The 13,698-nt window shown below is 47.3% G+C and carries 14 protein-coding genes and 1 pseudogene; 4 read left to right on the forward strand and 11 right to left on the reverse strand.

The window, feature by feature from the left end:
• Window positions 1–3: 3 nt before the first annotated feature.
• From ACFVQB_RS27000 to ACFVQB_RS27010, 3 genes are all read right to left on the reverse strand, one after another.
• Complete coding sequence (locus ACFVQB_RS27000; RefSeq protein WP_379446980.1) at window positions 4–885, reverse strand: TIGR01777 family oxidoreductase; 882 nt, start codon at window positions 883–885, stop codon at window positions 4–6.
• Window positions 886–967: 82 nt separating this feature from the next.
• On the reverse strand, window positions 968–1,489 hold the full coding sequence (locus ACFVQB_RS27005; protein WP_379446981.1) for a hypothetical protein: 522 nt from the start codon (window positions 1,487–1,489) through the stop codon (window positions 968–970).
• Window positions 1,490–1,529: 40 nt separating this feature from the next.
• A complete protein-coding gene (locus ACFVQB_RS27010; protein ID WP_379446982.1) occupies window positions 1,530–2,087 on the reverse strand; it encodes a DJ-1/PfpI family protein in 558 nt (185 codons plus the stop codon).
• Window positions 2,088–3,133: 1,046 nt separating this feature from the next.
• On the opposite strand from ACFVQB_RS27010, the gene ACFVQB_RS27015 reads away from it, so the two are divergent.
• Window positions 3,134–3,481: a helix-turn-helix domain-containing protein gene (locus tag ACFVQB_RS27015; RefSeq protein WP_379446983.1), complete on the forward strand. Its 348-nt coding sequence runs from the start codon at window positions 3,134–3,136 to the stop codon at window positions 3,479–3,481.
• 98 nt (window positions 3,482–3,579) lie between these two features.
• On the opposite strand, the gene ACFVQB_RS27020 is transcribed toward ACFVQB_RS27015, so the two are convergent.
• The 5 genes from ACFVQB_RS27020 to ACFVQB_RS27040 form a co-directional block, all read right to left on the reverse strand.
• Window positions 3,580–4,311 carry a YdcF family protein gene (locus ACFVQB_RS27020; protein WP_379446984.1) on the reverse strand — a complete coding sequence of 244 codons (732 nt, stop codon included), beginning with the start codon at window positions 4,309–4,311 and terminating at the stop codon, window positions 3,580–3,582.
• A 52-nt stretch (window positions 4,312–4,363) separates the two neighbouring features.
• Window positions 4,364–4,915 (reverse strand): nucleotidyltransferase family protein, encoded by a 552-nt coding sequence (locus ACFVQB_RS27025; RefSeq protein ID WP_379446985.1) that lies wholly within the window; start codon window positions 4,913–4,915, stop codon window positions 4,364–4,366.
• Window positions 4,916–5,176: 261 nt separating this feature from the next.
• A complete protein-coding gene (locus ACFVQB_RS27030; RefSeq protein WP_379447137.1) occupies window positions 5,177–6,058 on the reverse strand; it encodes a glycoside hydrolase family 43 protein in 882 nt (293 codons plus the stop codon).
• Window positions 6,059–6,136: 78 nt separating this feature from the next.
• Window positions 6,137–6,994 (reverse strand): DMT family transporter, encoded by an 858-nt coding sequence (locus ACFVQB_RS27035; RefSeq protein WP_379446986.1) that lies wholly within the window; start codon window positions 6,992–6,994, stop codon window positions 6,137–6,139.
• A gap of 42 nt (window positions 6,995–7,036) precedes the next feature.
• Window positions 7,037–8,002 (reverse strand): metallophosphoesterase family protein, encoded by a 966-nt coding sequence (locus ACFVQB_RS27040; protein WP_379446987.1) that lies wholly within the window; start codon window positions 8,000–8,002, stop codon window positions 7,037–7,039.
• Between the two features lie 256 nt (window positions 8,003–8,258).
• On the opposite strand from ACFVQB_RS27040, the gene ACFVQB_RS27045 reads away from it, so the two are divergent.
• The 3 genes from ACFVQB_RS27045 to ACFVQB_RS27055 all read left to right on the forward strand — a co-directional run bounded on the left by ACFVQB_RS27045 (window position 8,259) and on the right by ACFVQB_RS27055 (window position 10,831).
• Window positions 8,259–9,029, forward strand: coding sequence for a DeoR/GlpR family DNA-binding transcription regulator (locus tag ACFVQB_RS27045; protein ID WP_379446988.1), 771 nt, complete (start codon window positions 8,259–8,261; stop codon window positions 9,027–9,029).
• A 76-nt stretch (window positions 9,030–9,105) separates the two neighbouring features.
• Entirely contained in the window at window positions 9,106–9,636 is a 531-nt protein-coding gene (locus ACFVQB_RS27050) for a TetR/AcrR family transcriptional regulator (protein ID WP_379446989.1), read from the forward strand.
• A gap of 88 nt (window positions 9,637–9,724) precedes the next feature.
• Window positions 9,725–10,831, forward strand: a complete 1,107-nt coding sequence (locus ACFVQB_RS27055; RefSeq protein WP_379446990.1) for an MFS transporter — start codon at window positions 9,725–9,727, stop codon at window positions 10,829–10,831.
• 36 nt (window positions 10,832–10,867) lie between these two features.
• On the opposite strand, the pseudogene ACFVQB_RS27060 reads toward ACFVQB_RS27055, so the two are convergent.
• The 3 genes and pseudogenes from ACFVQB_RS27060 to ACFVQB_RS27070 form a co-directional block, all read right to left on the reverse strand.
• Window positions 10,868–11,695 (reverse strand): annotated as a pseudogene (locus tag ACFVQB_RS27060) (formylglycine-generating enzyme family protein); the annotation flags it as partial.
• A gap of 234 nt (window positions 11,696–11,929) precedes the next feature.
• Window positions 11,930–12,157, reverse strand: coding sequence for a rhamnogalacturonan lyase family protein (locus ACFVQB_RS27065; RefSeq protein ID WP_379447138.1), 228 nt, complete (start codon window positions 12,155–12,157; stop codon window positions 11,930–11,932).
• A 6-nt stretch (window positions 12,158–12,163) separates the two neighbouring features.
• Window positions 12,164–13,681: a sulfatase family protein gene (locus tag ACFVQB_RS27070; protein ID WP_379446992.1), complete on the reverse strand. Its 1,518-nt coding sequence runs from the start codon at window positions 13,679–13,681 to the stop codon at window positions 12,164–12,166.
• Window positions 13,682–13,698 lie beyond the last annotated feature (17 nt).

A 13,698-nucleotide genomic window follows, 5' to 3' on the forward strand; every position in this document is an offset into this window, starting at 1 on the left:
TTCTTACTTCAAAATCTCGGCCAGTGAAAGATCGAGCGTATCATATCTGAATGTAAATCCTTCTCTTTCCAGCCTTTCGGGAATCACCCAACGGCTTTTGAGAACCAGTTCTGTTTCGGTCCGAATGAATCGCGCTCCCAGTTCAAGCATCCAGCGAGGTGAAGGTAGTCCAATCCGAACTCCCATCTGCCGCCTCAGACTCTCCATAAGCTGGCGGTTCGTGACAGGATGCGGAGAGGAAGCATTAAATACACCCTCCAGTTGCGGATGCTGCTGAACATAGATCACCATGCGGAACAGATCTTCTATATAAATCCAGCTAAACTGCTGGGTTCCAGGTCCTTGTGATCCACCCAGCCCAAAACGGACCAGATTGGTCAGTGGCTCCATGACACCGCCATCCCCCAGCACAATGGCAATCCGTAATGCGATCTGACGTGTAGACGGCAGACTGAATTCAAAAAAAGCCTTTTCCCACGCCTTGGCGACATCCACTGAGAATCCGGAGCCAATCTCCCCCTCTTTCTCCGTCATGGGGCGATCTTCTGCATGTCTGTATATAGTGGCCGTGCTCGAATTAATCCATAATTCAGGAGGGTTGCTACAGGCCAGAACAGACTCGCCCAAAATGCGGGTTGTCCGAGTTCTGGATTCCAGAATGATTTTACGGTTCTCGTCCGTGTAACGGCAGTTTACGGATTTTCCGGCCAGGTTAATCAGCAATTCTGCACCTTCAAGTGCCTGTATGATTCCAGCCTGATTCTCCCAGGCAATATGACCGGGCTGACGTGAGATAATGAGCACCTCATAACCAAGCTCCTTGAATCTTTGGGCAAAATCCTGACCAACAAACCCTGTTCCACCCGCCAACACAACCTTTTTCACGGTATCCCCTCATTTCCCCATACTGGGTAAAGCAACTACGCTATATATGGACTAACACCGTCTGTGACCGTTTTGTTTGATTTTAATTTACGCCCAATGCTGCGTATAAGCGATTGCGTTCTTCCATCGCCCATGCGTTCGTTGAGTTTTGCTCCAACTGATACATGAGCTCATCATGGAAATCATGAATCATGAACCCTTCAGGCAAATTCCCCAGCATGGCTGTAAAATCGTATTCAGGCAATTTTCTTTGTCCTTTACCGATCTGCTTCAACCATTCCATCCAATCGGCAAGCGTCAGCACTTCTTCCTGCCATAGTTCGGCCTGTAATCCAAGTGCATCCTGAAACTGCTCATAAGCAGATGGCTCGGAGAAGGAACGACAAGCTTGCACAGCCAGTTCATACAGTTCGATTACTGCGCGCCGTACCTCATGCGCAAGCTCGATCTCCAATCCTTCCATGAAGTCCTGAACTTGAATTGTCAGCCCGTCATCGTATAGTAAAGGGGCGTGCGCCAACAGACGTACAATCTCTTCCATGTCATGCGCTGAAACTTTCTTTTGCTCATAGAGAGCAGGTAACATATATGCTGTAATAATCATTCACTCCTACATCGTTCTTCTATTAATGACGTATATTATATCATGATTTGGCGTTGAAATATTTGAACACTTGAATCGTTTCTTCCAGATCTTCAGGACCTGAATAGATATTCATAACTTTACCGATTTCGATTCCAAAATCCACATAAGCATTCGCCTTTGCTGTAATGATATGTCCATCCACTACTACACCTTCATTCACATATGTTCCTTGGGCAGTGACGGCTCTCATCTCGGATTCAGCATTAGTCGTAAATGATCTGCCCTCCAATACTTGCGCTTGACCGAACAACAATGTTCCTGCACAGATGGCTGCAATGGGCGTCTTGCGCTCGTTAAGCGCTTTGAGCCAGTTCATCAAGTCCGGTCGTTCGAGCAACTTCGCAACATCCCCTCCAGGAATTATGAAAAGGTCCACTTCGGACGGATCAATCTCATTTAAGAGAGCAGAGGGATTAACTGAAAATCCCTCATATGACTGTAACGGTCCCTTTTCCAGCGCCACCGTCATGATGTCTCCTTGGGTTTTCATAAAATAGCAGGCTAACATAATCTCAAATGATACGTATCCTTCAAATAATAGTATGTATGTTTTCAAATCAGCTGCACCCCTTCTTTTTATCTTTCTTCTCTCGATACATTCCTGTCCGCAAACGTTGTAAAGCAGTCTGATGGTTATTTCTGATCAGATGATCATGGGTCATTCTCATAAATTCGTTATGGGCATCATTTGAATCCCCCAGCCGGATAAAATGCTTTTTGATCCTGCTCTTCTATTTCATATAAAATGCTCTTGATTAGTAACTAATGCATCCCCTCATGTTTATCCCCCATTTATGTTTCAATTTTCCAACTACCTCATTGTACAAGATTCTTTCGATTGATGGCGTGTTCCAACAAAAAAACAACCCCATGTAGGCCGCTTTGGCGTACGGAAGCTGTCGCAGTCAAACAAACTTCTTATATATTTTCAGCAATTAAAAAAGTGGAGTGTTTGGTTCACTGAGAATTCGGACGGATAGTTCACTCAACACTTGTTCTGTTCGTTCAAGCAGTTTGTCAATGTTGGTTGGCTCTGCAAGAAAAGAGTCTGGGCCGTTTTCTATTGAAGATATATATTGTATCGTGCCGATGAATAAGACAATATCCAGTCCGGGGTTCTTATCTGTATGCACAAAAGAAAGAATTTCGTTCATAGTCCATTCGTCAGGTAAGATTGTTGTTTGGTTCTCATGAATGTACAAAGCCTTGATCATGGCAGTCAAAGCCCAGTCACATAGAATCAGGCAAACTTTGCTTTGCTTTGATTATGCTTATGCATCATAAAAGCCAATTTCATATGATACCCAGCAAGTTTTTGATAATCGAACACATCTCTTTTCACTTTGGAAATCTCATCAGTTAAGTACAATAAAGGTTTATCGATCTGCCGATTCATGAAGGAGTACATTTCATTCAAGTCCATCAACTCCTTTATCCGTTTTACTCTCTGTACAAAACAAACTGGTGTGTATTTTTTATGTTTTGGGCAAGATATAGATAAAATATTACTGTATAGTAGTTTTTTAATCAAATTACTTATTAAGCATTGGTTAATCAACCTCTATTCTTTCTCTACACTTCTAATTAAAGAGAGGTGTACCCATGTCAGAACTTTTGGAGTTAGTTGGTGCAAGAATAAGAGATCTTCGGAAATCCAGGGATCTATCTCAAGAGGCTCTAGCTGAGAAAGCAGGATTTAATACAAGCTATATCGGATTCATTGAACGCGCGGAGCGTAACATCTCTTTAAAAAATTTGGATAGAATCGCGGATGCTCTTGATGTCGGCGTTAATCAATTATTTACATATGTGAATGAAAACGAGGCACTCTCCTATGATGATAGTAACATTCAGAAACTAATTACTATTCTGAGAACCCATGAACCGCATGAAATAGCTATGGCTCTCAATGTGATCACTGAAATTTTCAAAACGTACGATAAGAAATAACAAAAAAGGCAACGTTCACTCGATTAGGAGTTGATCGTTGCCTGTTTGGATCTGATATCTTGAGGATTGAATCCAGTTCTGAATTCGCGCATTATCCATTAGATAAATGCTTTAACCGCTGCAAAATACTCACGGATCATATTGATCGGTTTCAGATAACCCGGAGAAGGAGCCGAAATGCCGTATTCAGCAGCGTAACCGTTCTTGGCGGCCAGATACTTGGATCTAAACATATGGTAATCACTTGTGACAATCATGATCTTGGGATGCTCCAGCCCGGATGCAGCAATGATTTTTTTGGAAAAAGCCATATTCTCCTGGGTGCTCGTCGATCGATCTTCCATAATGACTTGTGTGGGGCTGATTCCCTGATCAACAAGGTAATTTTTCATGGCGAGTGCTTCAGGAATGGATTCCCCCGGCCCCTGCCCGCCGGATACAATCACTGGCGTCTGAGGATGACTGCGAATATAGTCCAGACTGGCATCCAGCCTTTGTTTCAAGGTCAATGACAATTCCGTTCCCTTGATGCCCGACCCAAGAATGATGACATAGTCCGCTTCTTCCGGATCATTCGCACTAAGCTGAGTAAACACAAGCGCTTCGATAATGACAAATGAAACCGCAGCGATCCCGAACCCGGTAAGCAGAATGCGTTTCAGCAGGATATGCTTTTGATAATCAATCCGCCTTAACACGATAAAAGCTACAGTGATCATGCCAAAAAACTTCACCGCGAAGTTCCAGCCCCAGAAGACCAGAAAGAACACAAAAAAGGCAATGAAAATAAGATCAAGGATCAGGCCTTTTTCTCGTATAAACTTTTTCATAAATCCAGTAACACTCCTTCTCGGGCTTTCACTTCCGCCATGTGCCCTAGATTCAGGATCTTATGATCGTAAGCTTGGGCCACTGTTGTTGCCAGCATTTCTTCTCTACACGATGATTATAGTAGTCTGCATCCGAGAAAAACGGACTTTGGCGTACGATTAACGCATACAGATCCTCCAGCCCATGCGGGGCACAGATGCGCACCTGATCCTGTCCATCCAACTGTACACCTATGGCTGTGACGATTTCTGGCCAATATCGAAGAGCATCTTCTGTAGATTGATAGGGCTCGTATCCATTGCGCAGATGCATCCTCGCCTGATTTTTCACCGACCACTTGGAATTGCCTGTCTGCTCGCGAAGCCGTTGTTCCAGCAGCAGATCCCGCCCCTCACGCATGTCTTCCTTATCGTAGTAGACAACATCAATATCGCTGTGCAGTTCACGAAGAGGATAGCCATGAAGCACGTCCCAGATATAATTGCGAATATACCCCGCACCTATGTAACACTGAGGCAGATCAAGACTGCGAACCCGCCGCAGGTCTTGCATTAATTGTTCATGCTCCGTAATCGCCTGGATCAACTTTTCCTCGTGCAGCATATAACGTCTCTCCCTATTACTCTGTCCTTTTAATCGTAGAGTTATCATTGCTCACTTTTACTTTGCCGACAAACTGCTTGTTCCAATATATCATGTTTGAGTACCTTCGATAAAATAAACAAATCCCCTCAGGCAGTCATCCTAAGCTCATCTGAACAGATGTTTCTTAAGATCATTTACCCTGAGGGGATTAATTGAAGAGTTTGATTAAGCAATTAGGACAGTGCCTTTCCCGAATACGTGATCTGCATTTACAGCATTTTACGTGTGATGATCCATAAGCGTCAGTTGTCCATGCTTCTCCTGCATGCGAAAAATAACGGGGCGTTCATGCGGATGATTGTTCGGAGCGTGAATGGTGAGACACAGTTGTCCTTCAAACGTCCGAAACAGCATCCCGTGTCCTCCATTATTGGAAAACAATGGATTGTCATCCTGCTTCCATGGACCTTGCGGTTTGCCGGACACGGAGCGGGCCAGCCCCAGTGTATAACCGTCTTGACCGGATGTGGACCACATCATGACGAGTTCATCATTTTGCATCCGGTATAGAAACGGACCATCCGTGACATAACGGTTTCGCTGTTCTCCACCTCCAACAGACCATGGCGCTTCGGAAGCTTTGAATAACAGATCAGGTTTTCCTATCGTTCCTTTCAGATCCGGTTTCAGACGTACCGCGTACATCTCACCATCCTCCACCTGCACCCATTCCTTGCAAAAGATCATCCACGGATCACCCTGATCGTCCACATACAATGTACCGTCCAGGCATTCCCAATCGGGAGGAGTCAGAGAGCGACACCACAAATCAAAAGGCCCCTCGGGCTGATCAGCCACCAATACTCCTGTAACCCGTGGAACACCTTCCGCCTTGAAGCTGGCAAACATATAAAAGCGACCTTCCCATTCATAGACTTCCGGGGCCCAATAGTGGTGATCGGACCAGAAGTCCGCAGGTGCACGGAAGCACGGGGAAGGACCGCTCCAATGGATCAGGTCTTCGCTCTCATAGACATCAAAACCGATGGCTGGGCCATTCCACACATTTTGCCCGATAGAGCCGTACAAATAATACTTCTTGCGCGATGGTATGGCCAGTATGTAGGGATCACGAAAATGAATATCTTCCAAACGTTGCACGTTCAATGGTTCACCCTCCTCATGTAAGCGGTTCATTAACCATGAGTATACACCATATCCCCAAATACTGGAATTCCATTAACCCCACATGCCAATCAGCAATATGCCGCCAAAAATAACGATGGAACAGAGAATACGCTTTTTCCCCTGCTGTTCTTTCAGCAACAAAATACCCAAGAAGGCCGCAAATACTGTCCCCACTTCCCGAAGCGGGCCCAGTCTGGCCATTGGCGCCTGCTGCAATGCGAACAGAAATAACAGGTACGAGCCCGGATTCAGCAGCGCCCCCAGCATAATGGTTGATCGGTTCTTCTTCCACTCCTGACGCAGTTGGCGGGAAGCGAGCAACGCCGGAGTCAATCCGGCAACAAAGCCAATGTTCGTCACTTCAAGTAACGACAGGGGTGAAATATGCTCTAAATTTAATTTGTCCACGAACACATAACTGGTTGTACATAACCCAACACATAAGGCCATCAGAACCGGCTTTGATCCCTTCACCCTTGAGCCAGATTTGCCGTCTCTGCTTCCCACACCACTCAGTACCGTAAATCCTACAATCATGCAGGCAATACCGACCCAGCCGAACATGGACAACGTTTCCCCCAGAAAAGCCACACCAATCAATGGCACCAACAAGGTGCTCGTCCCCCGCATAATCGGATATATCTGCGACAAATCGCCCAATTCATACGTCTGCGATAGCAGCCAGGAATACAAGGCTTGCAGCGCCATCGATAACAAGAGTAGTGTATAGGCTGGCATGGATAAAGGTTCCCGTACCAACTCCACGATAAGCACAGGCAGCAGTATAACGGTCGGAATCATCATGATGGACCATAAAAACACGCTTTTGTTTAAACTGCGTTTGGTGAACATACTCCAGACAGCGTGAGCCATCCCGGAAGCGAGCACCAGAACTATAGGCAAAATCATAATCAAAACGTTCCTCTCTAATCCCTTGCTCTTCTATATTCTCTAATGTGCCGAAGTGCTCTCAGGTTGATGTTCTGGCTGTTCGTTCACGACGGATCCGTCTTCCAGACGAAGCCAAGTATCAAAGCTGCGTTGTCCCGCCTGCAATTGAATCACCCGTCCTCCGCGCAGCATACCTTTCCTTCCATATGTACTGTGTCCACTCGAACGCCCGTAGCAGAGACGAATGCCGTGATAAGTCCCCTGAAAATCATTCACATGATCATGTCCGCAAAAGGTCCCCATCACATCGCCCATCTCCAGCAGTGCAGAGAACAGACCCGAGTTCACTTGGGCAGAGCAGACAGGTTCGTACTTGCTACCGTAACAGATCTGTGTGTCCCACATGGACTGATATTCAGGAATCGGGATATGGAAAAACGCCAAGGCTGGGAGCTTATCCCCGCGGCTGCGGCCGGGATTGACGCGTGTGGATTCAGACATCAGCCACTGGATCTGATTGGGCTGAATCCAACCATAACCGGGAATGGACTCGAACTGGGAATAGTCCCCTGAATCAAGTAAATACAACACTGCCGCCGGACTGCCATCCGCTCCGGCAATCTCCAGTGTGTAATTGCCCAAGCCCGCAATCTCACACGGCCCAGGTTCCGTCACGGTATGCGCATGCTCCTGAATCACATCCATTAATCCATCGGGGGTAATCCGATTCTCTGTATCATGGTTGCCATACACAAAAGCCCACGGAATACCACGCTCTTCCACCACCGACACGGCATCCCGGAATGCCTGCTCCGGGTGTTCACATTCCTTATTGCCAGGATCAACAGGTCCCGTGTAGATAACATCGCCTGTAAATACAACCAGATCGGGTTGTTCCGCTTCAATGACCGTTTTCATTAATTGCCGGGTCCGAAGATCTTCTGGCCGCCCGTCCTTCCAGTGTAGATCTGTAAACTGCACGATTTTGAATGTTCCATTTTCTTGAAAAGCAAGCTGATGTTTCACCCTTTTTCCTCCCTGACGATCCATGCACTATGGATTAATTTTAATGTTGTTTGTTGTGGTTTTACGTTGTTTTATATGATCTTATCGTCACATCATATCACTGTCAATACATATTAAGAACAGAATATACTCCTCATCACCATTTCAAAATTGACAAGGTCTTCTCTCCAACTTAAACTATTAAAACAACAACAATCCACACCATCTCACAATTCTACAATATACATACCTTGATCAAACTTCAGGAGGCACAAACATGTCTTTAACGTATGAAGAACGCAGACACACCATTCTTATCCAACTTGCTACTCAGGGCAAGGTTCAGGTACAGGTTCTGGCGGATCTGTTCCAGGTATCCACGGAGACGATTCGGCGGGATCTGGACCGACTTGAAAAGGAAGGCGAATTGCGCAAAGTATACGGAGGCGCTGTACGTGTACGCTCAGGCATGATCGAAGCTCCTTTTCAAAAGCGTGCGCAACTTCAACTGAACGAAAAGCAGGCCATCGGCGTAGTAGCCGCCTCTCTGATTGAAGATGGAGAGACCGTAATGCTGGACAATGGCACAACAACGCTGGAGATTATGCGACAGTTGCGACATCGGTCTCAGGTGACCGTCATTACCAACTCCGTTCCCATTCTTACCTGTGCACTGGAGGAGTTTGCAGGCAAAATCATTTTCGCCGGAGGAGAAGTCACCCCGGTCGTACAAGCCTCTACTGGACCTATTGCTCATGAATTGCTGAGTCAATTCAAAGTCAATAAGGCGTTCATTTCAGCAGGCGGCGTTTCGTTAACGGATGGCATCACAGACTATGTGCTGGAAGAGGCACTCATCTCCCGCAAGATGATGGAACGCGCTGAAGAAGCCATCTTGGTTGCTGATCATACCAAGTTTGGGCGCTCCACCTTTGCACAGATTGCACCTATAGATCAAATATCAATGGTGATCACCGATTCCGGCTGTCCTACTGAATGGATAGAGGCTCTTCACCAAATGGAAATCGAAATGGTTCACAGCATTTGACAATATGAGCCATTTTCTATATTTTACGAGTATAATGATCGTTCTATCTTATTCTGAAAGGAGCGTATTACTTCTTATGAGCAGCAAAAAGGAAATGCTGTTGAACGTGGCTGAGGAATTATTCTACCTGCACGGCTTTCATTCTATCGGCTTGAAGCGAATTATCACAGATGCCGGGATCGCCATCATGACGTTATATAATCACTTCAACTCCAAGGATGATCTCATTGTTGAAGTACTTCGGCGGCGCGAACAGCGCTATCTGGAACAGCTGCGGCAGTATGGCGACAACAAAGCGCAGCCCGTATTCCTCAATCTGGCGGAAGGCCATGCAGGCTGGTTGATGGAGCATGAGTCGAGAGGATGTTTGTTTCTGCGTGCCAAGGAGGAATTTGGCGGAGATCCAGACAACGTCATAGTACAAACTGTCAACGCGCATAAGAAACATGTGATGACCTTGATCAAAAATCTTGATCCTGCCGCAAGCGACCGTGAAGTGTTGCAATTTAACCTGCTGCTGGAGGGTTCCACCGCACTCGCTGAGACAGAAAATGTAAATAGCGTATGTCGGGAACTCATTTACATGACGCAAAATAGTTTCAAGTAGTCCTACACCGGGTGAGTTAGTAGTTCAACTCACTTTTTTATTTCAAAGAAAATATAATGATCGTTCTATCTAAAAGGCGGTGGATTTGATGAAAAAAATTATTTTCCCAGGGATTGCCCTTATCGCTGTATGTTATGCATTCGGGAGATTCAGCTATGGGCTGTTTATGCCGGAAATCTCGGAAGCACTACAACTGGACGATGCACAGTCCGGAGCAATCAATTCCGCAACCTACATTGCGTACTGCCTGTCTCTACTTAGTGCTCCATTGTTAATTAATCGCATTGGGCACTATTATGTCATTCAAATGGCGGGCGTTAGTGCTGTGCTCGGTTTATTGGGCATTGCCTTGTCTGCAAACGCGTTTGTTCTCACACTAGGCGTATTTCTTGCCGGATTAAGTACAGGCTTAGCCTCTCCTGCATTGGGTAACACCGTCTATGCTGAGCTTGCACTTGAGCAGCAAGCCAGGGGGAATAGCTGGATTAACACAGGTACCAGCTTTGGCATTATCATATCCGGTCCGATCTACTGGCTGTTCACCGAGTATTGGCGTTTGACCTACATCTTCTTCGCTGTTCTGGGTGTTGTGGTGGTGCTGTGGAATAGACGCGTTCTTTCCCCACGCAAAACAGAGCCTTGTACCAAGTCCCTCTGGGCTTGCATGAAGCCAACCAGACCGGGTGTGGCTCTGCTCATGGCTTCCCTTCTGACAGGTATCAGTTCTGCGATCTATTGGACCTTTGCCCGAAACTTCCTTACGGACGAAAAAGGGGCCTCCGATTCGGAAGCCGTACTGTTCTGGATTGTGATGGGGATTATGGGGATTCTCGGCGGATGTGCTGGCCGCATTATTGAACGTATTGGGATTGGATGGTCCTATCGGATAGGCCTTCTGCTGTTGTCTGTTTCACTTGGCGTTATCCTTCTTCCATCGATGGCCGCCAGCCTGGTCTCAGCCGTTATGTTTGGCAGTACCTATATTTTCCTAACCAGTGTATTCATCGTGTGGGCGACCAGGCTATTTCGTCCAAATACGTCCATCGGGATCAGCCTTGCTTTTCTCGCGCTTGGTGCGGGGCAGTTCATAGGGTCATCGATAGCGGGTTACACCATTGAGATGTTCTCCAACACTACAGCATTTCTGGCCTTTGCTGTACTGGGTCTGTTAGGATTACTTATTCGGGTGAAATAGCCAGAGCCTTATTGTACGAACAAGCAAACCAACAGACTATACATCCACTGCGCATCTGAAACCAATATGCCCAGTAGATGTATCAGGCGTGTTGGGGATTCTCGCCGCCACTCTATAGCGATTGCAGTAGGAACGATGGCATAGATAGGAACCGCCTTTTAACACCTTGCGATCTTCATGAGGAGATAATTCCATGTCAGCAGCCGCAACCTTCTCGTGATCTGTAACGTAGTTGTCTGCGCACCACTCCCATACATTGCCTGACATATTATAAAGTCCGTATGCATTGGGAGAAAACGATTGAGATGGAGCGGTGCCTGCATAACCGTCGGCTGCATTATTTTTCGTCGGAAATACACCCTGCCAGATGTTGCAATAGTGCTGTCCATCCGGCCTTAACGTATCGCCCCAGGGATATTTTTTCTGAATCAGGCCACCCCGGGCTGCATATTCCCATTCGGCTTCTGTGGGCAGACGTTTACCCGCCCAGCGGCAATAGGCATTGGCATCATTCCATGAGATATGAAGAACCGGATGATCAGAGCGATCATTCACATTAGAATCGGGTCCTTCGGGATGAGCCCAGTCCGCACCTTCGACAACCCACCACCAGGGCGTCTGTTGTACCACGGTTCGAACTTGAGTCGCCGTTTGCGGAGAAACGAACAGATGAAAAACAAAAGACCAGCCAAACCGCTCCGCCTCAGTCCGATACCCCGTCTCACGTACAAACTGTGCAAACTCCGCATTGGTTACCGTACAGGCATCCAGATAAAAGGAGTTCACCTGAACTTCCCTGACGGGGCCTTCCCCGTCTGCTTCAAAAGCTTCGGGGTCATTTGTACCCATCAGGAATCGTCCGCCTTCAATACGAATGCTTTCTTTTTCCTCTGATTTGTCGGTTAATTCTATTGCTAAATCAGCTGCATAATTGATATGGCTGGATGGCTTGTCCTCAACAGCCTCTACCGATGCAGCCGTTTCCTCTGGCAGACTCTTTTCTTCCAGCTTGCCGCCCCGGCTTGCAGCGCAGCAGCAGGAAGAAGGTTTCTTTGGCAGCTGATCATGCATCTCAAGCATCCCCTTCTATGGTTAGGTTTAAGACTCGTTCTCCCTATTGTACACGGCAGGATGAATATTCGGATACGGTGGTGTTGTCATTCCTTCACCCAGATAATAATCGGTTAGCAAAGACTGCATATATCCTTTGACAGCCAGTCCGTTACGGTATGGCGGATTATGCGGCAGTGTGTAGATGCGGACATCCGACGGTATCGTCGTTGTGTACAGACGCAATTCTTGGAAATCACTCGTCTCATACAGAATCTCCTTTTACGTTTCCAACGGCTTGGTACCACCACGATCATAGAAGAAGGGTCCCTTGGCCCAACTGACGGCCAGATGCATCAGCAGTTCTGTCTTTAACTGCTCCCGGATTGTAGCATGCTGCTCTTCATCATATAGATTCGTCCATTCATGAGGGTCAACGGTCAGATGATATAATTCACCTTTTGTTTGATGTACCCTTGAGGCCGATTCGGCAACAGAACCTTCGATGTACAGAATGAGCTTCCACCCCGTTGTACGCCACATATAAGCCGGGGCCGAATGGGGCGCTGTTACCCCTTTACCATGAAATTCACAGAACGTTCCGCGATGCCGGAGTTCCCCCAGTAAGTTCACGCCCGGTAGCATCGGGTTGGCCTCTAATCCTGCTGCTTGCGTTAATGTGGGGACAAGATCGACCAATTCGGCGGGTTTCTGATCCCTCGTTCCTCGCTTCTGTTCCGGGATGTATGTACCGGACAAAATCAGGGGCACTCTTACGCTGCTGTCATACAGATTATATTTGGTGAAGCGGTATTGCCGTTCCCCCAACATCTCTCCATGATCCGATACAAATACAATCAGCGCATTCTCCAGCCTTCCGAGCTGCTCCAGCTTATCCAGTGCCAACCCAAAATAGTGATCCAGCCAGGAGCAATTCGCCCAGTACCTCAGTGTGGTCCGTCTGCGCTCCTCCGAACTACGTTGCTCCCATACGGCTTTCTTGTCCAGATACGACTGACGACTGTTCACATTCAGATCATCCGAGGCTGCCAGATGGGTATGCAGTTCGTCTGCCCAAGGTGGCTGAGGAATGTCCGGGATATCCTCCAGTCGGTAAAGGTCTTCAAATTCTTGGGGGACGTTGAACCCGGCATGCGGCTTGAGAAAGGACAAATAAAAAAACAGCGGCCTCTCCGGGTCTACTCCGTCATCCAGAAATTGCAGTGCCTGTTCGGCTACCCATCCATCCCGATGCTGGTTCATCGGAATTCGGCTTGTGAACCCGGTATAACCGTTGACATTTTCCTCCCCGCCGCCAAAATCCTTCGTCTCCTGATGATACGCCTCCAGCGCTTCGGGATGGGAGTCCCCCATCATCGTTGCCCCCCGCTCATAATGACCGCTCTGGCGGGAGAGACCGATCGATCTCACTTCAAACCCGCGTGTGGATGGCTCGTCTACACCCTCGCTATGGTTCCAATGCGTTTTCCCAAACCCGGCCGTCTGATACCCCGCGCGATGCATCAACTCCGGTAGCGGCTCGGAAGGCAACTTGTCTTCCCCAAACAAACCACCATAATTCGTTCGAACCCCTAGCTGTGAGGGATAGTATCCCATCATCATGGAGCTTCGGCTCGGCGCACACATCGGGGATTGGCAGACCGCATCCTGGAAAGTGATGCCCTCGGCTGCAAGCTTATCCAGATTCGGTGTATGAATATGTTCATTAAACGTCCCAATACAGTCCCATCGCTGCTGATCCGTCATAAGAAAAATAATGTTTGGCTTGTGCTGTGACACGTTTGATCCCACACTCC

Source organism: Paenibacillus sp. NPDC057886 (genome assembly GCF_042796655.1).
Taxonomy (GTDB): Bacteria; Bacillota; Bacilli; order Paenibacillales; family Paenibacillaceae; genus Paenibacillus.